Here is a 20,655-nt window from a genome sequence, read left to right as displayed (position 1 = left end):
ATTTAGGCTAAGTGATTTTATAATTTTTAGAGTGGAATTTAGATTGGATTAGGTGAGATATTAAATATTATGGGGGTGTAATTAAATTGAGGAGATGGGGGAGGTTAATAGGTTGGCTATGGGATAAGAGTGAATTTGATAGTTTTTGGTTTATATACTATATTGGATTATAGTAAAGTAAAAAGAAAATGAAAAACGGATGTAATTAAAGAAAAAAGCAATAAGAAAATTTAATTATAAATTTTGCTTATTGCTCAAATATTAAAGATGATTATTAATCAAAATCCTCTTCATCGCTACTTGAGCTTAGTAGTGTAACTTTAAGAGCTCCAATACTTGCTCCATCCATTTTAACAACTTCGTATAAGCAGTTTTGATCCTCTATAGTATCGCCTACTACTGGTAGACGCTCAAATAAATTAAAGACATATCCGCCAATCGTAAGCTGCTCAGTCTCTTCATCAAAGTGAATTCTCATAATCTCCTCAACACCTTCAAGCTCAAATCTACCATTAAATTCATATGTATCATCGGAGATTTTTTTATAGCTTTGATCTTTATCATCGTGTTCATCGTTGATATCGCCTACGATCTCTTCAATGATATCTTCCATAGTTACTAATCCAGCAGTTCCGCCATACTCATCAACAACTAGCGCAGCTGAGATTCTATCTTTATTCATCATTACAAGAATCTTTGAAATTGAACTATTTTCAGGTACAATAATAAGCTTTCTTACTATTTTATCAAGATTTTCTATCTTGCCATCTAGGTCATTTTGCAATATATCTCTAATGTGAATCATGCCCAAAACACTATCTTTGCTACCATCTATATATGGAAATCTAGTATATTTGCTTTGGCTTACAATTCTCATATTCTCTTCAAAGCTTAATCTTTTATTTAAGCAGATCACATCTTTACGAGGCGTCATAATCTCTTTGGCTACTGTATCGCTAAAATCCACAGCATTTTTGATTATTTCGCTCTCCATACTATCTAAAACACCGCCTTTTAAGCTCTCTCCGACTATGATTTTAATCTCTTCTTCTGAGTGTGCTAACTCGCTCTCTCTAGCAGGTCTAATGCCAATAAGCTTTAAAAACATAGCCGCTACAAAATCAAATGTGCGTATAACAGGAAAAAATATAAGCCAAAAAAAGTATAATGGTCTAGCGACCAAAAGCACGGCTTGTTCGGCTTTGGCAATTGCTACTGATTTTGGCACTAGCTCGCCTAAGACAACATGTAAAAGAGTGATGAAGCTAAAAGCAATAACAAAAGATACCGTGTGTAAAGTAGTGGTATTATCAATATCAAATATAATTTTTAATGGCTCTCTGATGATATCGGCCACAGCTGGCTCGCCGATCCAGCCAAGTGCAAGAGAGCTAAGTGTAATGCCAAGCTGCGTGGCACTAAGATAGGTATCTAGGGAATTTGACATTCTTAGAGCGAGTTTGGCATTAGGGCGTTTTTCTTTGACAAGCTCCTCTAAGCGTGATCTTCTAACCTTAACAATACAAAATTCAGATAAAACAAAAAAGCCATTTAATAGTATAAAAATGGCCGCCAAAATTATCATAATAATGGGGTAACTCTCCAAAATATGTCCTTAAAAATTTAGATAAATAGCTCCAATTATAGCATAAATTTTAAAAATTTTTGCTAATTTAAGCCATCTTGGGTTAATTTTTGCCTTGTCTCTTCATCGCTCTCATACTCAAATCCGCCACCAAATGCTTTAAATACAGAGACAATGCTATTTGCCGCTTCTAAATTTGCGCTAGAGAGACTAAGCTTAGCTGATAGTAGATTTCTTTGTGAGTCTAATAACTCCAAATGAGTGCTATATCCAGCCTCATAGCGACTTTGAGCTATATCATAGACCTTTTGTTGGCTAGCGACTAAATTTGCCGTGCTTTGGGCTTTTATCATTGAGTTTTTTCTACTATCTAGGGCTGTTCTAATCTCGCTAAAAGCATTTTTAACCGCTTTATCATAAGCCAAAAAAGATGCGTTTTGATCTAAATTTGCTAATTCTACTCTATTGTATGTGCGACCAAAATCTATTAAAGGAGCAAGCAAGCTTCCACCTACGCTCCATACAGATTGATTGGAGCTGATTAGTGTATCTAATTCATTACTAGAGTAGCCAAACATTCCAGTAATTGAAATTTGTGGTAGCCACTGCGTTCTAGCTACGCCGACCAAAAAATTGCTAGATTTTAATCTCTCAAGTGCACTTGCTACATCGGCTCTTTTTAGCAAGATATCTGAGCTAACTCCACTTGGGACATCTGGAAGCATCGGTAAAGAGATTGCCACATTCATATTGTCATACAATATCTCATTCAAGCTTCCACCGACTAATATCGCTAAAGCTGAATTGGCTTGTGAAATTTGAGTTTGTAATCCGGCTAGCTGGGCCCTAGCTTCATCTGCGGTTGCTACTGTTTGGGCATATACTAGCTCATCTATTTCACCACTAGCTAATTGCATAGCCCTATACTCTACACTTTGGATATATGAGATTAGGGTATCTTTTAAAATTTGTTCTTGTTCTCTTAATGAAATTAGCAAAAAATAGGCATTAGCCACACTACTTGCTAGGCTGATTCTAGCGCTTTCATAATCAAATTTAGTAGCATTATATAAAGCCTCACTCGCATTTGCTTGGTCTCTTACTCTACCCCATAGATCAAGCTCATAGCTCAAAACCGCACTTAGAGAGAAGTTATTTATATTATTATTACTGCTATCTGCTCTACTATCTTTGATTGCTTGGCCTTCTAGCGTGATATTTGGAAGGTATTCAAGTCTATCTAGCCTAAGGCTTATTCTAGCTTTTTCTATATTGTTTAAAGCAATGAGTAGATCGCTATTGTTTTGTAGTGATTTTTCGATTAATAAATTTAATTTCTCATCGCCAAAACTCTCCCACCACTTCTCATTAACACTATAATAGTCCATCTGATATCTATACTCTTGTTGTATCTCTATCATATCAGGGCGAAGAGAGCAACCACTTATAATAGCTGCTATTAAAATTGTTATAACCTTATTCATCTTTTGCTCCAAATTTAGCTCGTTTTCTATCTAGCCACTCATTGAAACTTTCTAATATATAGAAAAATAGTGGCACAAAGAATATCGCAATAGTAGATGCTGCTATCATACCACCGATAACGCCAGTGCCTAATGCGTGGCGTGATGCTGCTCCAGCGCCGGTAGCTAAGGCCATAGGCAATACCCCAAGAGTAAATGCCAAAGAGGTCATAACAATCGGCCTAAATCTCATCTTAGACGCACTAATGGCGGCCTCTTTTATACTTTTGCCTGCTAAATGCTCTTGCATCGCAAACTCAACGATCAAAATCGCATTTTTGGCTGCTAAACCTATTAAAAGAAGTAACCCAATCTCAAAATAAACATCGTTGCTAAGCCCTCTTAAATATGTAAATGCTAACGCTCCAAATACCGAAAATGGCACAGCTGTTACAACTGCTAGTGGCATTAGCCATCTCTCATACTGTGCTGCAAGAATCAAAAATACAAATATAAGTCCAAACGCAAAAGCTTGAGCGCCTTTGCCAGTACTGCTAACTTCTTGATATGCCGATCCTGCCCAGCCTATATTATACTCTTTACCAAGCTCCTCTTTAATGATTCTTTCAATCTCTTTAATAGAATCACCTGAAGTGTATCCAGGCCTTGGCTCACCCATAATCTTAGCTGCTGGGAAACCATTAAATCTATCTACATTATCAGGCCCCAAACCTCTTGTAAGAGTCATAATAGAATCCAATGGTACTAAATCACCACTTCTACTACGTACATAAAGCAACCCTAAATCTTCAGGCGAATCTCTATAACTCTCATATGCTCTAATATTTACTTTATACGTTTTACCAAGAATATTAAAATCATTTACATAATACTGACCAATAGTTGAATTTATCGTATCAAATATATCGCTAAATGAGATTCCCATCATCTTGATTTTCTCTCTATCTAAAGTTAAATTATATAGAGGGAAATTTGTATCAAGTGTCGTTCTAACTTGAGTTAAAACTGGGCTTTGATTTGCTTTAGCCACAACTCTTTGCACATCAGCTTCTATTTGATTATAGTTTTTACCGGTTATATTTTGCGCATAAAGCTCAAATCCTCCAGTCATTGATAACCCCATAATAGGAGGTGGGGTTGTAACAAAGGCTAATGAGTTTCTATCGGAACCATATAGAGTTCCCATAAACTGCCCTGCTATTGTCCCAGCTGCATTCTCTTTACCTGGACGCTCATCCCACGGCTGAAGCGTGATAAACATCATACCAGCATTTTCTCTAAGCGATCCAGCCATCATATCATAGCCTGTTAGTGTAGTAACACTTTTTACATTTGGGTTTTTAGATACTATACTCTCTATAAACGCAGCATCTTCAAGCGTTCTAGGTAGAGTAGATGCTGGAGGTAGATTGATAATAGTTAATACACTACCTTTATCCTCAGCTGGTACAAGCCCGCTAGGAATAACCTTAAATAGCTCAATCATCATAAATATAATAATCGCTACACTAATCAAACTAATAATAACATGACGTAAAATCTTAGCTACACCAGCAGAGAAAATCCTAGTCGAAAAATCAAAAAATTCATTAAATTTACGCACAAACCAAAATGGCGGTTTCTCTTTTTTGCGTAGTATTATCGCACAAAGTGCTGGAGTAAGCGTAAGGGCTACAAGTCCTGATATACACACAGATACAACTAAGGTTAGGGCAAACTGCCTTTGTATCACGCCTACAAAGCCCTCCATAAATGCAACCGGAATAAATACCGCCGAAAGCACCAAAACGATAGATATAACCGGTGCCATAATCTCATCCATAGCCTTGATAGTAGCGTCTTTGACACTTAAATTTGGCTCTTCGTGAAGTATCCGCTCGACATTTTCTATAACAATAATAGCATCATCAACGACAATTCCAATTGCTAAAATAAGTGCAAAAAGTGTAATTAAATTTACCGAAAATCCCATTACATAAATTCCAGCAAATGCACCTAAAATTGATACTGGAACAGTAAGCAGCGGAATAAATGTGGCCCTAATATTTCCAAGGAACATATAGATAACAATTACAACTAAAATAATAGCTTCTATAAAAGTCTTAACAACCTCATCAATTGAAACTTGAACAAACTCAGTCGTATCATATGCTATTCTATACGTCATATCTCCTGGAAAATTATCTTTTAACTCTTCAACTCTGGCTTGAACTGCTTGGGCGGTTTCTAAAGCATTGGCTCCACTTTGTAAAAATATAAGTACTGGAATCATACTACCGCCATTAAAGCGTCCAGAAAATGCATAACTTTGAGCTCCAAGCTCAACATTAGCAATATCTTTTAACCTAATAATATTTCCGTTTAAATCAGCTCTAATTATGATATTTTCAAATTCGCTAATTTGAGTTAGTCTTCCTTCTGGCTTAATAGAATATACATATGGATTTCCAGTAGCCATAGGTTGTTCGCCTATCTTTCCAGCTGCATATTGTGAGTTTTGTTCTTTGATAGCATTAATTACTTCATTAACAGTCATATCATAATGCTTTAATAAATCTGGCTTTATCCATACTCTCATAGAGTACTCTTTATTACCAATTACAACAGCATCACCTACACCCTTAACGCGTTTTAACTCATCAGCAACATTGATACTTACATAATTAGATAGCTCAGTATCGTTCATCTTTTTACTTGGGTCATAAAAAGCCAAAACCTCTAAGATATTACTACTTCTTTCATCTACTTTTACACCGACTCTACGAACTTCTTCTGGAAGTTTTGATAAAATTGGACTTACTCTATTATTTACATTTACTGAAGCAGTTTGAGGATCTGTGCCAATCTCAAAGAAAATATTTAAGCTCATTGTACCAGCTGAACTTGATGTACTTTGCATATATATCATATCATCAACGCCATTTATAGCCTCTTCTAATGGAGCTGCAACTGCACTTGCGATAGTTTGAGCATCTGCGCCACTATATGTAGCTTGTACCACAATTTGTGGTGGCGTAAGCTGTGGATACTCCTCTATAGCAGCATTTTTAAGACCGATAAGACCTGCTAAAACTATAATAATAGATATTACGCAGGCAAAAACTGGACGATTGATAAAAAATTTAGAAAACATCTACTTGCCTTTTGTTTCTACTATTTGGACTGATGAGCCATCTTGAATCTTTTTAAAATTATCCAAAATTACCTTATCTCCATCTTTTAATCCACTTGATACAACAACACTAATGGCATCTTGAGAGGCTATTTTAATAGCTCTTTTTGATACTTTGCCATTTTCTACTACATATACAAACGGATTTACTAAATCTTGTAATACTGCAATTTGCGGGATTTTAAATCCATCTTTTTGATAAAATCCATATACTTTTACAGCAGCAAATACGCCTGGGCGAATTTGAGTTTGATTATTATCAAATTTAGCTTTTGCTTTTACAGTTCCGCTTTTTGAATCTACTACGCTATCAAGAAAGCTTATGGTTCCATTATACTCATTACCATTGGCTAACTTTATCTGCACTGTTGAATGTAGCTGTTTCCACTGGCCACTTTTGCTTTTTTCATCAATATCAAGCCTATCACGATCTGATATTCCAAATTCAACAAATATTGGATTTAGTTTTGTGATTCGAACTAAATCATTATCAGTAGTGCTAACATATGAACCAACATCTTTAAGTGTATCGCCAATAACTCCATCAAAAGGTGCAGTCACCACAGAGTAATCTAAATCAATTTTAGCGTTATTTAAATTTGCTAAAGCTGAGCCGTATGCGCTACTAGCTGCGTCAAATTCCTTAGCCGATATTGCATTTTTAGCTTTTAGATTTACTGCTCTATCATATTGAGCTTTAGCGTTTTTAAAATTTGCTAATCTATCATTATAGATTGCTCTATATTTTGATTCATCAATTTGATATAGTTTATCGCCTTGCTTAACCATACTACCTGGAGTAAAAAACTGCTTTTCAATAGAGCCAGTTACCTTGCCTTTGATTATTACATCCATCTCGCTTACAACTTGACCGTTAAATTCAAGATTAATAGGAATATCGCCCATTTTTGCTACAGTTACACTTACTGGAAGTGCTCGAGCGGCTTGTGGAGCATTGCTTTTTTTGCTATCACCGCAACCTACTATCATCAAAGCAGCAAAGCCAAGAGTTAAAAATTTGCCAAATTTATTCATAATAATAACCTTTCAAATTACGTATTTGAACTGAATTAAATTTTGATATTCTACAAAAATTTTGTTAAGAAAAAATTAATATGGTAAATTATTTTTGATATTCATTACCTAAAAGGAGAGCAATTAGTCTCCTTTTAGGTGAATTTATTTTGATTGTATAGCTTTTTCTAGCTCAATCTGCTTAGGATATACAAAGATAGTTTTGCGATCAATACTAATTGTCTCCTTAGCATCTTTGGCATATGCATTAATTGTAATATCTATTGGAGTATCTCGTCTTGTATCATCTACTAGCGTCTGTGTTGTGCTTAATACCACAATTACTTTTTTCTTTCCACCAGCTTTTAATTTAATAGGCTCAAGCGGTCTATCGATTTTAATTCTAGTCTCATTGATATCAAAATAGTATGAATGCTCAACATTATCAGTATTTTGTATTAAAAATGTATATGCATTTTGCACTTTTGGTGTATTATCATCAAGTACCTTAATACTATAAAGTTGAGTAGCCCTATTTATATTTAATAACATATGCTCTTTTTTGGTTGTCATTAGCCCTAGCGCAATCACAGCAATAGATAATGCAATCATATAGCCAATTGTTCTAAATCTAAAATATTTAACCTTACTTCTAGTTTTAATAGCCTTAGCGCTAGTCCAATTAATTAAGCTCTCTTTGCCTAGTTTGCCCATTACCTCGCTACAAGCATCACTACATTCAAGACAGTTAATACACTCAAGCTGCATACCCTTTCTAATATCTATATGAGTTGGGCATACTCTTACACAAGCCTCACAACCTATACACTCAGCACCTGGAGTAGTTGGCTTTTTACCTAATTTTGTATGGCCATCATATAATTTACCTCCACGATTTTCATCATAAATCACCTGAATTGTATCATTGTCAAACATAACGCTTTGCACTCTAGCATACGGGCAAACATATATACAAAAATTCTCAGCCAAAAACACCACATCAAAAACTAAAAATGTTGTAATACCTATCAAAATTCCAACTAAAAGTTTATGCTCGGCTGGATTAGCAAGATAAGCAAAAAAATCCTCAGGTGGTACAAAATACCACATAAAATTACTAGCAGCTACAAATGCAAGAGCTGCCCAAATAATTACTGAGATAGTTTTTTTGATTATATTCTCATCAAATTCTTTTTGTTTATCTTTGATATTTTTGCGAATTTTAAGAATTTTAGTACAGATCAAATCCCTATAAATTACACGAAAAATTGTCTGCGGACAGGTCCATCCACACCAAACCCTACCGCCCAAAGTAGTGAGAAAAAATATACTCAAAAACAAAATAATAAGCAAAAACGGCATTAAATAGAGCTCTTGCATATCAAAAGCAGTAAAAAATAGATGGAGTTGCTTTTTATCAAAACTAAGTAAAAATAGATGATTGCCATTAATGCGGATAAATGGAAGCAGCAAAGCGACAATCGTAACGATCAAATACCCAATATATCGCCGTTTGGTATAGTGTGTAGGCATACAAGACATTGATAATTCCTTATTGATTTTTGGCGTAATTATAACCTTATTATATTAAAATATAGTTAAATCAAATTTTATTATTTGTTTAAGAAATTTAAATTTAAGTTATTTTTGGCTATAATCACCGCTCAAATTTTAACGAAAGGTGGTGAGGATCGTGCCAGGAGTTAAGGTACATCCAAATGAGTCTTTTGATGAAGCTTACAGACGCTTTAAAAAGCAAACTGATCGTAACTTAGTTGTTACTGAAGTTCGTGCTAGACGCTTTTTTGAGCCAATGACTGAAATTCGCAAAAAACAGAAAATTTCAGCTCGCAAAAAAATGCTTAAAAGACTTTATATGCTTAGACGCTATGAGTCAAGACTCTAATACCATAAGGCCGCTTCGGCGGTCTTTTTATTATTTAAATAATCCATATAAATTAAAACTTTAATATATTTTTTATAATTCATGGCGGACAGAGAGGGATTTGAACCCCCGAAGGCTTTCACCTTACACGCGTTCCAGGCGTGCTCCTTCAACCACTCGGACATCTGCCCAAAACAATAAGTAAAATAAAACTGGTTAAAAACGTATAAAACACCCACTCAAAAGAGCGAGTGTCTTTACAAAAAGGAGGTTATTTGTTTAGGAGCTTTAATTATATAATTAATTTTTTAATATATGATAAATATAAGATAAAGTGAAAATAATTAAGATAAAATTTGATATAATCAATCAAAAAAGGATAAAAATGCTAACACATTTAAATGAAAAAAATATGCCCAAAATGGTAGATGTAGGCGATAAAGATACCACCAAAAGAGTCGCAATCGCTAGTGGCACTATCACAATGTCGCAAGAAGCTTACAATGCGATTAAGCAAAACACAGGTAAAAAGGGCCCTGTCTTACAAACTGCTGTTATCGCTGCAATTATGGGGGCTAAACGCACTAGCGAGCTAATTCCTATGTGCCATCCACTTTATATAAATTCAGTTGATATCGATATAGAAGATATGCCAAATTTGCCAGGTTTTAAGCTCATTTCTAAGGTTATAACTCATGGTAAAACAGGCGTAGAGATGGAGGCTTTAAACAGTGTTAGTATTGGGCTTTTGACTATTTATGATATGATAAAAGCTATTGATAAATCCATGGTAATTAGTGGTATAACCCTAGAATCTAAAAGTGGCGGTAAAAGTGGAGAATATAGGAGAAATGATGGCTGAAATTTGCGATTTTAATAATAAAAAACCAGAAATAATCTATCCAATATTTTGGGAATATAAGGTAATATTTGATAGTTTAAGCGATGAAAAAAGCATTATAAAAGAGTGCGTAGGTGATAGAGAATACAAACTTCAAAGCTCTCACACTAGTAAAAATGCCAAATTCAAAAGCTTTAATCTAAGTGTATTAGTAAATAACAACACAGAGCGTTTAGAGCTATTTACTCTACTTAAAAAACACTCTAAATTTGTATTATAACTCTAGCCAATTGGCTAGAGTTTATTTGATCATCTCTTTAGCGATATTAGCTACATTTGTAGCACTAAATCCAAAATATTTAAATAGCTCATCAGCTGGAGCTGAAGCACCAAATGAACTCATTCCAAGCACATTATCAGCAAATTTATACCACTCAAGCGCACTTGCTGCCTCTACGGCTAAAATTTTAGTATTAGGCGAAAATATACGCTTGATATAATCATCATCTTGCTCGCATAAAAGCTCAAAGCAAGGCGCAGAGACGACATTTACGCCAATACCACTATTTTCTAATAATTTAGATGCTTCAAGGCATAATCCAACCTCACTACCGCTAGCTACTAGTGTAATTTGCGAATTTTGGCTCTCTTGGATGAGATAAGCACCATTTGCCACGCCACCAAATTTAGGCTCATCTAATGGATTTAATCCCTGTCTTGAACAGACAAAAGCACACGGCGCATTGAGCCTAAGCGCAACCTTCCAGCACTCTACATTTTCCACGCCATCAGCTGGGCGAAATGTATAGAAATTCGGCATTGCTCTAAATGTACTAAGCTGCTCAATTGGCTCATGTGTTGGGCCATCTTCACCTACTCCGATACTATCGTGCGTCCAGATAAAATAGTGTTTAAGTCTCATTAACGCCGCAAGTCTAGCTCCAGCTTTGAGATAGTCGCTAAATATAAAAAATGTCGCACTAAATGGGATGAAAATTCCATACCTAGCATAGGCATTACAGATCGCAGCCATAGCGTGTTCTCTGATACCAAAGTGTAGATTTTTGCCGTTTGGATACTCACCAAAGCCCTTTAACTCTGTTTTATTACTAGGCGCTAAATCTGCACTACCACCTATAAAACCTGGCAAAGCAGCGGCGATAGCGTTTAAAATTTTACCATTACTATCTCTTGTAGCTATCTTTTGAGCGTTAAAAACAGGAAATTCTATCTTGCTAAAATCAGGATTTAAGAGCGAATTTAGCAGCTCTTTTTTATCTTGGCTTAACTCGCTTACTTTCTTATCCCATAAAGCATTTGCCAAATCACCCCTTTCTAAGGCTAGATTAAACCAAAATTTCACATCATCATCTACAAAAAAACTCAAATTCGGATCAAATCCGGCCGCTTCTTTAGCCTTAGCGATAATCTCAGCACCAAGCGGAGCGCCATGAGCGTGGTGGCTCCCTTCTAGCTCGCCAGCGCCTTTAGCGATTTTGGTTTTGGCTATTATTAGATATGGCTTGGTTTTGTGTTTGGCTTCATTTAGGGCAAATTCAATCTCATCATAGCAATGACCATCTATCTTAGCTACCTCAAATCCAGCCGCTTCAAATCTCACCTTTACATCCTCAGACCACGCTATAGCTGTATCTCCTTCAATGGTAATCTCATTGCTATCATAGATTATTACTAAATTATCCAAATTATGCTTACCCGCAAGCGCACAGGCCTCATAGCTAATCCCTTCTTGTAAATCGCCATCTCCACATAGACAATAGATCTTGTGATTTATGATATCACTACCTAGCAAATTCGCAGCCGATTTAGCCGCCATAGCAAAGCCAACAGCATTTGCCACGCCCTGACCAAGAGGCCCAGTAGCAATCTCTACACCAGCAGTCTCGATCTCGGGATGGCCTGGAGTCTTAGAGTGGAGTTGGCGAAACGCCTTTAAATCATCTAAGCTAATATCATATCCACTAAGATATAAAAAGCTATAAACCAAGCTACTAGCATGACCACCACTAAAGATCAATCTATCTCTATTTAACCAAGATGGATTTTTGGGATTGTGATTTAGATGAGTGCTCAAAACTGCAATTATATCAGCTAGCCCCATTGGTGCGCCTGGGTGACCTGAATTTGCCTTTTGTACCATGTCAGCACATAAAAATCTTATTGTATCGGCCTGTTTTTTATACATTTTTATCCTTTTAGGTATTTGTTTATTAAGTTTGAAACCAACTCTTTTACATCTTGATTTTGAATTTGATTGATAATTTGCTTTTCTAGCTCATCTCTAGCTTCTATGGCTTTATCAACACCAAGTAAATTTGTAAATGAGTTTTTGGAACTATCATTATTTGTAGGTTTTCCAGCTTTATCGCTACTACTTGTAGCATCTATTATATCATCGTGAATTTGAAATGCAAGACCTAGTTTTAAACCGGCCTTATATATATCATTAGACTCTTCATCGCTTGCACCAGCTACTATTGCACCAATTTGCATACTAGCAGCAATCAATGCACCTGTTTTATGCAGATGTAAAAACTCAAGCTCATCTAAGCTTAATTTTTTATTTTCAAAATAGCAATCAATGGCTTGACCAATTACCATTCCATCAAGGCCGCCATTTTTACTTAATACTTGTATGCATTTTATAGCAATGTGTGGCGGTAAATTTGAATTAGCCAACACTCCAAATGCTGCAGTATTTAGTGCATCTCCAGCTAAGATTGCAGTAACCTCATCATATTTTACATGCAAGGTTGGCACACCACGGCGAAGATTGGCATTATCCATCGCTGGAAGATCATCGTGAATGAGCGAATATGTATGCAAAAGCTCCACAGCTAAAGCTGCTGCATATGGATCGCACAATGGATTAATGGCCTTTGCAGTGCCTATAACTAATTGGGCACGAAAATGCTTTCCTCCAGCTTTTAAAACCCAAGCAAGAGCCTCATTAAAATGCGGATGAAAACTCTCTACGCTAGGCAAATTTGATTCTAGATACTCTAGAAAGCTCATCTATTTACTCGCACAAAAAACTGAAAATCATCTCTAGAAACCAAAATATATACTAATCCACTTTTATTTTTCATTAACTCATCTATTTTAGAAATACTTTTAATTGCTACGCCATCAATTTGCATAATCTTATCACCAGCTTTTAGTCCTAATTTTGCAGCTTTTGAATTAGCCTTAATGCTTGTAATAACTAATGATTTATTCAAGCTAGCACCAAATTCAGATGAAAATTTAGACTTTGGCTGTGTTTTTTTAATTGCAGTTTTATTGCTCTCAGCTTCTTTTATATCTAAATTTTTAACTGTAATATTTGCCATTTTTACATCGTAGCTTAGTGGTTTTCCATCACGCTTTATCTCAAATTTAAGCACCGAACCCTTATCGGCAAATAGCACCATCTCATTTATTTCTCTTAAATTTTTTGGCGTTTTGCCATTTACTGAGACGACTATATCAGAGCTTTTAAGCTCCTTGCCTGAACCAAATGGATTTACACTTTGAACTTTTATAGTAGCATTATCTTCGCTAAATTTAACTCCAATATCACCATAATACACATCGTCATATCGCATAAAATGCTTTAAATATCTATTTGGAATAAATTTATCATCGCCTAGGCTAATTCCTACCATTGAAGCGCAATCGCATACTAGCATTCCAACCTTACCTGTTTTAAAGCTAAGCTCATCAAATTGACCTAATTCACTACCAAAACTCTTAATATGCCCCATATTTGTAATGTTTTCTTGTAGCGTCATAACCCACATATCTTGCTTACTATCGATCTCATCAAGCATAAATGCACCACGCAAAGAAAACCCTGGTCTAACCAAATATAGCCCTAAATATGGGTCAAATTTAATATAATCCTTTTTATTTAGCGGGTTTGCCTTATCATAAACAACAGCAGCATATTCACCATTTAAAGAGATTGCTATTTGATCTTTGTAGTTAAACTGCGACTCACGCATTTTATCATAAATCGCCGTTCTATCAGCGATTGTCGGCTCTGGGGCGGCATGCAAAATCGCCCCAACCACTAAAATAGCAGCCAAAATCTTTCTCACCTTATACCTCCAAAACCGCCAAGTAAAGATGCGGCTGCATTTTGCTTTTCATCGTTAGCTAGTTTAATAGCATCATTCACAGCTGAAATTAGCAAAATTTGCAAGCTATCCTTATCTTCAAGCAAGGAATCATCTATGCAAATATCTAGAATTTCGGCCTTGCCATTAATCTTAACACTAATTAATCCACCGCCTGATTTACTCTCAAACTCTTTTGCGGCAATCTGCGCCTCAAATTCGCTTGCTTTTTGCTGGGCTTGAGCCAACATTTCACCCATTTTTGAAAAATCAAAATCCTTAAACATACTTAACCTTTAAATTTTGGCGATTATAACAAATGAGCCATTAAATTTGGCTTTTTTAGTCATCTATTTTATTATTTGAATCTACATGAACAATAGCTGGTTTAAATTTTTTAGCCTTTTTTACACTCATTGTAGCATAGCTAACTATTATAATAATATCACCTATACAAACCTTTCTAGCAGCTGCTCCATTTAAACATATTTCGCCCTCTTTTTCCCCTTTTATTACATAAGTTGCAAATCTCTCACCATTATTTACATCTAAGATTTCAACCTTTTGAAATTCGATTAAATTTGCAGCCTTCATCAGATTTTCATCAATTGTAATAGAGCCTACATAGTTTAAATTTGCATCAGTTACTGTGGCTCTGTGAATTTTGCTAGCTAGCATCTCTATTTTCATTTTTATCCTTTATTGCTTAATATTTCTTTTACTATTTTTTGATCGCTAAATGGATACTTTATCCCATTTATCTCTTGATAATCCTCATCTCCCTTACCTAAAATGAGTAAAACTTCGCCATTTTGTATATCTATTGCCCTTTTAATGGCCTCTTTACGATCGGTAATTTTAATGGTATTTGGCGGCATTTTAGAAGCGACTTGTTCTATTATTGAATTTGGATCTTCGCTACGAGGGTTATCGCTTGTTACGATTGCAACCTTAGCATATTTTGCAACTATTTGTCCCATTATAGCTCGCTTACTTTTATCTCTATCGCCACCAGCACCAAAGACTACTATCAACTCTCTTTCTGTTATGGAGCTTAAAACTTTTTCTATCCCATCTGGTGTATGTGCAAAATCTACAATAATATCAGGAGATACTATCTCCATTCTACCAGCTACTCCACTAAAGCCTTTTAGAGCATTGCAAATAGATTGAAGGTCTAAATTTAGCAACTTCTTGCTTGCAGCAATAACGCCAAGAGCATTATAAAGATTAAATTTGCCATGCAAATTTAGGCTTAAATTTGCTATTTCGCTCTTGCTTTGTATAGTTGCTATTATGCCATCTTTTAACTCAAAATTACTAGCGATTATGTTGCCGTTTTTTAATGAGTAGGTAAGTGCATTTAAAGCATTATAGCTAATATTTTTATCGTCGCAATTTATAATTTTATCGCTTGAATCTGATAAAAAGCTTGATTTTACTCTAGCGTACTCATCAAAGCTTTTATGAAAATCTAAATGGTCTTGACTTAAATTCGTAAAAATTTTTAACGCAAAACTCAAGCCTTCAATGCGATTTTGAGCTATTGCGTGTGAGCTAACCTCCATTATAAAATATTTACAATCACATTCAACTGCTTCTTTTATATAGCTTAGAGTCTCTAGAATTTGACTAGTTGTCAACCCTTTTTTAGCAATCTGCCTACCATCTACAAATGATCCACATGTCCCGCTAATAGCACATTTATAGCCTAAATTTGAGAGAGTATGAGCAAGTAAAAACGCCGTTGTAGTCTTGCCATTTGTACCTGTAATTCCAATAATTTTTATACGTTCTTTAAGTCCTAAAATCTCTATAGCTTGTCGTGGGCTAATTAGTTTTGCTCCAGCATCTAGTGCATCATCTGCATATTTTGAATTTGAATTAGTAACTACAAAATAAGCCCCAGTCGTAACATCATTAGAATTATCAGTTAAAAATCCATTATTTAAGGCTATTTTCATCTTTATCCTTAATCTTTTCTAGCATAATTGCTAAGCGCTCATCTCCTGCAAACATCTTAGTTGAACCCTCTAAATACTTTAGTCCAATTTCCGTAAATCCATTATCTACAAGGAAATTTACCAGCTCAAAAAGCTCATCTTTATGCATAATTATGATTTTAGTTGAAAATAAAATGCTCTCAAATAGACTTTTAAAATTATTTTCATTTAACAAATTTTTAAAATCAGCATAAGTAATAGCATTTTGGCTTTCAATCTCCATATTGCTCTCTTGGGCTGAGCTTTGCATAATCTCAATCATCTCATTAAATATTTGCGTATTGTCATCTTGAGCTGAATCAAAGTATATCGCAAAGAGCGAGAAAGCATCATTTGGATTATCCTTTGCTATATCGCAAAACTCAATAAATGCAAGCAACTCATCGCTTGGCAATTTATTATACGCCATGCTAAGGCTTATTTTAGCTAGCTCAAATTGACCTTGCTTAAATAATTTTATCGCAATTTCTTTGTAATTTTGCTCCATCTATTCCCCTGGATATAGCATAAATTTAAAAAAATTTTGACTAATTATACACAAAATATAAAAAATTTAGATTAAATAGAGCCTATTTTTAGGCTCTATTAATAGAATTTATAAGTAGTTCTAAAGTTTGTGCTATAGATTTTATCATCGCTATTTATATCATCTCCTAGGTTTAAATTTCAACTTAGATTTTAGTTGCATTAGTAGATGCTATAACCACACGCCAAAAGAGATAATTCAAAATTTACCATTTTCACTGCTTAAGACTAAAAGTACAACAAAATCCTCCACTATCTTTTATAAAATATAATAAATTTTATCTGAATTTAGTTTGAAACATTGTAAGATTTTACATCTTTGATATATCAAATTCTTGACCGATTGGAATATTTACTACTGTCAATTCTGGATGAATATCGTTGCGAATCTGCTTTTCAATCCCAAATTTAAGCGTCTGACCACTTGCAGCACAGCCGTTACAATGCCCAGTTAAACGCACATAAACAACTCCATTTTTAATCCCCAAAAGCTTCATACCGCCACCATCACGCTCAAGCATAGGCATTACAACTTTAAGGCTCTGCCAAACTGGCTCATATAGCTCTTCATCGCTAAATGGTATCATTTTTATCCTTTTATATTTTTAATAATTATATAGTAGTATAAAAAATTTAGATTAAATGGAGCCTATTTCTAGGCTCGAGTTATTAGAATTTATAAGCAGCTCCAAAACTTGTGCTATATATTTTATCATCGCTATTTACATCAGCTCCTAGGTTTAGATTTAAACTTAGATTTTTGGTTGCATTATATGCAATTCCAGTATCAAGTGCAAAATTTGTATGTTTTTTATCATTGCCTTTGATATTAAATCCAGCGCTTGAACCTGCAAATGAGCTTCTAGTAAATCCTTCATCATTGATTAAGTCTCTTTTAATTTTAGCATTAGCATATATTGAAATTTCATCAAAGTTTTTAACCATTTCAAGACCTAGTTTAGCTTTTAAATTCTTAACTGTATTGCTCTGTACTTTTTGAAAGTCTGCTCCGGTTTCATCTTTTAGAGTGTAGTTTTGAATTTTAGAATATAGATAATCTGCTCCAATATATGGTTTAATACTTGCATTATCATTGATGGCAAATCTATAACCATAATCTAATCCTAAAGCAATATATGATGAGTTAAAATTAGACTGCAATATTTTATTTGTCCCAAAGATATTTTGAGTATAGCTTAAATCATTTTTACCATAACCTCCAGCTATATTAAAGCCAAATTCATTATTATCTAAAAAATATCTAGAATAAAGGCCAAGTTCATAGACATCGCTATCAAGCTTGATATTTTCAGTTTGGGAATTTGTATATGAGAAGTAACCACCAATTAGCAAGTCATCTATCATTCTATCATAGCCTAAAATTGCGCCGTAGATTTTTGGATTTGTGCCATCTTTAAAGTCGCCTTTAGCGCCTATGGCATTTAGATAAAATGAGTTTTGATACGCAGCCATCTCATCAGCCATCATTGAAAGAAGCACACCGCTACTAACATCAGCAAATTTTTGCCCTTCAAGAGATTCGATGAAATTTGCAAGTTGGCTTGCATTTGAGCGAGTTGTAACATTTGAAATTCTTTTGCCTACTTCATTATTAGAATTATTGCTTAATTATTGTAATTCTACCATCTATTATTGGGGTTATTTTGGTTTTTTGGCTTTTGATGTAGTCTATTACCGCTTGACTAAGTAGCACTGAATTATCAAATATTTCTAAATTGCTAAATATATCTTTATAGCGCGGATCGCTATAAATCACATAATCATTAGTCGCTAAGTAGTAGGTGCGATTTATATCTATGGGAGCTTAATTTAATTTAAGATTTAAAAGTTTGCTATTTTTTTCATCTTTTTCATACAAAATAGTATGAGAAACAGCCGAAGATACTTGCATAAATGATCCGCTTCCTTGTGGCACTTTAGCAACTGCATCAAAAAGCTCTAAAAGAGTTTTACCATCGATTTTTACCACATATGCATTATTTTTATATAGCAATGCTGTAAGGATATGCTCTTTTTTTATCTCCTTTTAGTAGTCCAAAGCGTATACCTCCACCATTCATCATAGCAAAATCTACACTAATATTACGTTCTTTTAGATATCCAACTACACTATCACAAACAAGATTGCCTATGGTGCTCTCTTGGTAGCGGGTTATATTGTTTTTAAACTCAAATTTATCACTAGAGACGCCGATAACTTCGTTTAAGCTTTGGTTTGCCTCTTTTATATATGGCTTTAAAATTTTAGAAATTTAGGATCGGCAACAAACTCTTGCTCTGTAATAGCTGTATCTTTCCATTGTATATCAACTAGTTTTTTATCTTTTATTATTAGCTTTGCCTTGCCTACATATTTACCCCATTCATTTGCTGAAACTATAGCGGTTTGATTAACATATAATGGAGTTTGAAATTTGGTAAGTATCTTTTAGAATTTTTATATATTTTTTAGCACTACTTATCTCATTTTTAAATATCAATTCAGAGCCTAGAGATGAACTTGACTTGGTTTGTAGAGCAGATATTATAAATATAACCCCATTTGATTTTTAAAATGTATGGTTTGTAAATTTAGAATACTTAATTAAGCAACTTGCTAGGATCTCTCCTAGCAAATAATTTTATTCAGATACTAGCTCGATATAAGCCATTTCAGCTGCGTCACCTTTTCTGGTGCGTGTTTTGATAATTCTAGTGTAGCCACCATTTCTATTTGCATATTTTGGTGCGATTTGAGTAACTAATTTGTTAGTAGCTTCTTTATCTTGTAAAGATGCAAATACAAATTTATGAGCGTTAAAATCGCCTTTTCTAGCTCTTGTAATTAATTTTTCTACGTAGCTTCTTAGCTCTTTTGCTTTTGGCAGTGTAGTTTCAATTCTACCAGCCTTAACGATTGCGATCGTAAGGTTTTTAAGCAAAGCAGCACGGTGAGAGCTAGTGCGGCCTAGTTTTCTATATCCGTGATTGTGTCTCATTATCTTTCCTTCGCTTTTATGATTTTAACTCAGCTATCTTTTTTCTGAGTGATTCTTTGCTATCGCCTAGCTTATTCTCGCTAAATGGATAGCCAATTTCAGCCATTACAGCCTTAATCTCATCAAGAGATTTTTTACCTAAATTTTTAAGCTCTTTTAACTCGCTCTCTTCCATCAAAGCAAGCTCACCGATAAATTTAATCTCAGCCTTATCTAAGCAGTTAAAACTTCTAGCTGATAGATTTAAATTTTCGATGCTCTCTAGTAATTTTGAATGCTCACTAGAACCTTGAGATGATGTCATAGCCATATTTACGTCTATACTTAAAATATTATTAAATATTGCCATTTGCTTGTACATAGCCTCAATTGAGTTTTTAAACGCCTCTAAAGGTGACACCTGACCATCAGTAGTTATAGTTAAAACTATTTTTTCATAGTCTGGATTATCCTCAACTAGGACATTTTCAATCTCATAAACTGCATGTTTAACTGGTGTAAAAAACGCATCAAGAGCGATATAGCCACTCTCTACACTCTCTCTAATCTCTTCACTAGGAACATAACCGATACCTTTTTCTATTACCAGTGTAAATTTAAGCTCAGCATCTTCATTGATTGTTGCTAGATATGCTTCAGGATTTACTATACTAACGATATCGTTACATAAATCAGCACCAGTTATCTCTTTTGGCCCTTTGAAGCTATACTCGATAACTTCATGTTCTGAGTCATTTTTTAGCTTAAATCGTAAATTTTTGAGATTTATGATAAATAGTGTTACATCTTCTAGCATACCACGCATACTATCGAATTCGTGCGATACGCCCTCGATTTTAACAGCAGTTGGAGCAAATCCAACTGTACTTGTATAAAGTAGTCTGCGAAGCGGATGAGCTAGAGTAACTGCATAACCAGTTTCAAATGGATATGCTACTATTTTAGCTACATTTTCACTTACTGGGATAACCTCTATATCAGTAGGCATGTAAGCTGATGTTGTTATCTTTCTCATCATACTCTCCT

Annotated in this window: 19 protein-coding genes, 1 tRNA gene and 1 pseudogene; 3 read left to right on the top strand and 18 right to left on the bottom strand. The window is 34.6% G+C overall.

Features of this window, described 5'->3' with window-relative positions:
- Positions 1 to 274: 274 nt before the first annotated feature.
- The 5 genes from CIGNP109_RS05875 to ccoG all read right to left on the bottom strand — a co-directional run bounded on the left by CIGNP109_RS05875 (position 275) and on the right by ccoG (position 8,797).
- Positions 275 to 1,585: a hemolysin family protein gene (locus CIGNP109_RS05875; RefSeq protein WP_086228556.1), complete on the bottom strand. Its 1,311-nt coding sequence runs from the start codon at positions 1,583 to 1,585 to the stop codon at positions 275 to 277.
- 83 nt (positions 1,586 to 1,668) lie between these two features.
- Positions 1,669 to 3,069: an efflux transporter outer membrane subunit gene (locus CIGNP109_RS05870; RefSeq protein WP_086228551.1), complete on the bottom strand. Its 1,401-nt coding sequence runs from the start codon at positions 3,067 to 3,069 to the stop codon at positions 1,669 to 1,671.
- Positions 3,062 to 6,202, bottom strand: a complete 3,141-nt coding sequence (locus tag CIGNP109_RS05865) for an efflux RND transporter permease subunit (RefSeq protein ID WP_086228550.1) — start codon at positions 6,200 to 6,202, stop codon at positions 3,062 to 3,064. The genes CIGNP109_RS05870 and CIGNP109_RS05865 overlap by 8 nt, the downstream gene beginning before the upstream one ends.
- Positions 6,203 to 7,276, bottom strand: coding sequence for an efflux RND transporter periplasmic adaptor subunit (locus CIGNP109_RS05860; RefSeq protein ID WP_086228549.1), 1,074 nt, complete (start codon positions 7,274 to 7,276; stop codon positions 6,203 to 6,205).
- A 144-nt stretch (positions 7,277 to 7,420) separates the two neighbouring features.
- Positions 7,421 to 8,797 carry a cytochrome c oxidase accessory protein CcoG gene (ccoG, locus tag CIGNP109_RS05855; protein ID WP_086228548.1) on the bottom strand — a complete coding sequence of 459 codons (1,377 nt, stop codon included), beginning with the start codon at positions 8,795 to 8,797 and terminating at the stop codon, positions 7,421 to 7,423.
- Positions 8,798 to 8,948: 151 nt separating this feature from the next.
- On the opposite strand from ccoG, the gene rpsU reads away from it, so the two are divergent.
- Positions 8,949 to 9,161: a 30S ribosomal protein S21 gene (gene rpsU / locus CIGNP109_RS05850; protein WP_002848116.1), complete on the top strand. Its 213-nt coding sequence runs from the start codon at positions 8,949 to 8,951 to the stop codon at positions 9,159 to 9,161.
- 82 nt (positions 9,162 to 9,243) lie between these two features.
- Here rpsU and CIGNP109_RS05845 read toward each other — a convergent pair.
- A tRNA-Ser gene (locus CIGNP109_RS05845) sits at positions 9,244 to 9,331 on the bottom strand.
- A 194-nt stretch (positions 9,332 to 9,525) separates the two neighbouring features.
- Here CIGNP109_RS05845 and moaC point away from each other — a divergent pair.
- Positions 9,526 to 10,002: a cyclic pyranopterin monophosphate synthase MoaC gene (gene moaC, locus CIGNP109_RS05840; RefSeq protein ID WP_086228547.1), complete on the top strand. Its 477-nt coding sequence runs from the start codon at positions 9,526 to 9,528 to the stop codon at positions 10,000 to 10,002.
- The gene (locus CIGNP109_RS05835) at positions 9,995 to 10,261 is read left to right on the top strand and encodes an HP0495 family protein (protein ID WP_086225421.1); all 267 of its coding nucleotides are present in this window, start codon (positions 9,995 to 9,997) and stop codon (positions 10,259 to 10,261) included. The genes moaC and CIGNP109_RS05835 overlap by 8 nt, the downstream gene beginning before the upstream one ends.
- A gap of 21 nt (positions 10,262 to 10,282) precedes the next feature.
- On the opposite strand, the gene tkt is transcribed toward CIGNP109_RS05835, so the two are convergent.
- From tkt to CIGNP109_RS05770, 12 genes and pseudogenes are all read right to left on the bottom strand, one after another.
- Positions 10,283 to 12,187 (bottom strand): transketolase, encoded by a 1,905-nt coding sequence (gene tkt / locus CIGNP109_RS05830; protein WP_086228546.1) that lies wholly within the window; start codon positions 12,185 to 12,187, stop codon positions 10,283 to 10,285.
- A 2-nt stretch (positions 12,188 to 12,189) separates the two neighbouring features.
- Entirely contained in the window at positions 12,190 to 13,017 is an 828-nt protein-coding gene (locus CIGNP109_RS05825; RefSeq protein WP_086228545.1) for a polyprenyl synthetase family protein, read from the bottom strand.
- Positions 13,014 to 14,084, bottom strand: a complete 1,071-nt coding sequence (locus tag CIGNP109_RS05820; protein WP_086228544.1) for a DUF7488 domain-containing protein — start codon at positions 14,082 to 14,084, stop codon at positions 13,014 to 13,016. The genes CIGNP109_RS05825 and CIGNP109_RS05820 overlap by 4 nt, the downstream gene beginning before the upstream one ends.
- Entirely contained in the window at positions 14,081 to 14,389 is a 309-nt protein-coding gene (locus tag CIGNP109_RS05815) for a YbaB/EbfC family nucleoid-associated protein (RefSeq protein WP_086226570.1), read from the bottom strand. The genes CIGNP109_RS05820 and CIGNP109_RS05815 overlap by 4 nt, the downstream gene beginning before the upstream one ends.
- Before the next feature lie 55 nt (positions 14,390 to 14,444).
- A complete protein-coding gene (gene panD, locus CIGNP109_RS05810) occupies positions 14,445 to 14,792 on the bottom strand; it encodes an aspartate 1-decarboxylase (protein ID WP_086228543.1) in 348 nt (115 codons plus the stop codon).
- 2 nt (positions 14,793 to 14,794) lie between these two features.
- A complete protein-coding gene (locus tag CIGNP109_RS05805) occupies positions 14,795 to 16,066 on the bottom strand; it encodes a UDP-N-acetylmuramoyl-L-alanyl-D-glutamate--2,6-diaminopimelate ligase (RefSeq protein ID WP_086228542.1) in 1,272 nt (423 codons plus the stop codon).
- Entirely contained in the window at positions 16,047 to 16,592 is a 546-nt protein-coding gene (locus tag CIGNP109_RS05800) for a hypothetical protein (RefSeq protein ID WP_086228541.1), read from the bottom strand. The genes CIGNP109_RS05805 and CIGNP109_RS05800 overlap by 20 nt, the downstream gene beginning before the upstream one ends.
- Before the next feature lie 349 nt (positions 16,593 to 16,941).
- Positions 16,942 to 17,217 (bottom strand): NifU family protein, encoded by a 276-nt coding sequence (locus CIGNP109_RS05795; protein ID WP_086228540.1) that lies wholly within the window; start codon positions 17,215 to 17,217, stop codon positions 16,942 to 16,944.
- Between the two features lie 82 nt (positions 17,218 to 17,299).
- Positions 17,300 to 18,130 (bottom strand): autotransporter outer membrane beta-barrel domain-containing protein, encoded by an 831-nt coding sequence (locus CIGNP109_RS05790; protein ID WP_086228539.1) that lies wholly within the window; start codon positions 18,128 to 18,130, stop codon positions 17,300 to 17,302.
- 325 nt (positions 18,131 to 18,455) lie between these two features.
- Positions 18,456 to 18,807 (bottom strand): annotated as a pseudogene (locus CIGNP109_RS08645) (5'-nucleotidase C-terminal domain-containing protein).
- Positions 18,808 to 19,272: 465 nt separating this feature from the next.
- Positions 19,273 to 19,629: a 50S ribosomal protein L17 gene (gene rplQ / locus CIGNP109_RS05775; RefSeq protein WP_086225410.1), complete on the bottom strand. Its 357-nt coding sequence runs from the start codon at positions 19,627 to 19,629 to the stop codon at positions 19,273 to 19,275.
- 16 nt (positions 19,630 to 19,645) lie between these two features.
- A complete protein-coding gene (locus tag CIGNP109_RS05770; protein ID WP_086225409.1) occupies positions 19,646 to 20,644 on the bottom strand; it encodes a DNA-directed RNA polymerase subunit alpha in 999 nt (332 codons plus the stop codon).
- Between the last annotated feature and the right edge of the window lie 11 nt (positions 20,645 to 20,655).

This window comes from Campylobacter sp. P0109, assembly GCF_002138755.1.
GTDB lineage: Bacteria > Campylobacterota > Campylobacteria > Campylobacterales > Campylobacteraceae > Campylobacter > Campylobacter devanensis.
The sequence above is the reverse complement of the archived record's forward strand: the minus strand, read 5'-3'. Positions and strand labels throughout refer to the sequence as shown.

What these genes read in the sequence shown, in the direction of transcription:
- CIGNP109_RS05860 (WP_086228549.1), bottom strand. Translation starts at nt 7,276, where the DNA reads ATGAATAAATTTGGCAAATTTTTAACTCTTGGCTTTGCTGCTTTGATG.
- tkt (WP_086228546.1), bottom strand. Translation starts at nt 12,187, where the DNA reads ATGTATAAAAAACAGGCCGATACAATAAGATTTTTATGTGCTGACATG.
- CIGNP109_RS05875 (WP_086228556.1), bottom strand. Translation starts at nt 1,585, where the DNA reads ATGATAATTTTGGCGGCCATTTTTATACTATTAAATGGCTTTTTTGTT.
- CIGNP109_RS05870 (WP_086228551.1), bottom strand. Translation starts at nt 3,069, where the DNA reads ATGAATAAGGTTATAACAATTTTAATAGCAGCTATTATAAGTGGTTGC.
- CIGNP109_RS05795 (WP_086228540.1), bottom strand. Translation starts at nt 17,217, where the DNA reads ATGATACCATTTAGCGATGAAGAGCTATATGAGCCAGTTTGGCAGAGC.
- panD (WP_086228543.1), bottom strand. Translation starts at nt 14,792, where the DNA reads ATGAAAATAGAGATGCTAGCTAGCAAAATTCACAGAGCCACAGTAACT.
- CIGNP109_RS05770 (WP_086225409.1), bottom strand. Translation starts at nt 20,644, where the DNA reads ATGAGAAAGATAACAACATCAGCTTACATGCCTACTGATATAGAGGTT.
- CIGNP109_RS05805 (WP_086228542.1), bottom strand. Translation starts at nt 16,066, where the DNA reads ATGAAAATAGCCTTAAATAATGGATTTTTAACTGATAATTCTAATGAT.
- moaC (WP_086228547.1), top strand. Translation starts at nt 9,526, where the DNA reads ATGCTAACACATTTAAATGAAAAAAATATGCCCAAAATGGTAGATGTA.
- CIGNP109_RS05825 (WP_086228545.1), bottom strand. Translation starts at nt 13,017, where the DNA reads ATGAGCTTTCTAGAGTATCTAGAATCAAATTTGCCTAGCGTAGAGAGT.
- rplQ (WP_086225410.1), bottom strand. Translation starts at nt 19,629, where the DNA reads ATGAGACACAATCACGGATATAGAAAACTAGGCCGCACTAGCTCTCAC.
- CIGNP109_RS05815 (WP_086226570.1), bottom strand. Translation starts at nt 14,389, where the DNA reads ATGTTTAAGGATTTTGATTTTTCAAAAATGGGTGAAATGTTGGCTCAA.
- ccoG (WP_086228548.1), bottom strand. Translation starts at nt 8,797, where the DNA reads ATGTCTTGTATGCCTACACACTATACCAAACGGCGATATATTGGGTAT.
- CIGNP109_RS05835 (WP_086225421.1), top strand. Translation starts at nt 9,995, where the DNA reads ATGGCTGAAATTTGCGATTTTAATAATAAAAAACCAGAAATAATCTAT.
- CIGNP109_RS05800 (WP_086228541.1), bottom strand. Translation starts at nt 16,592, where the DNA reads ATGGAGCAAAATTACAAAGAAATTGCGATAAAATTATTTAAGCAAGGT.
- CIGNP109_RS05865 (WP_086228550.1), bottom strand. Translation starts at nt 6,202, where the DNA reads ATGTTTTCTAAATTTTTTATCAATCGTCCAGTTTTTGCCTGCGTAATA.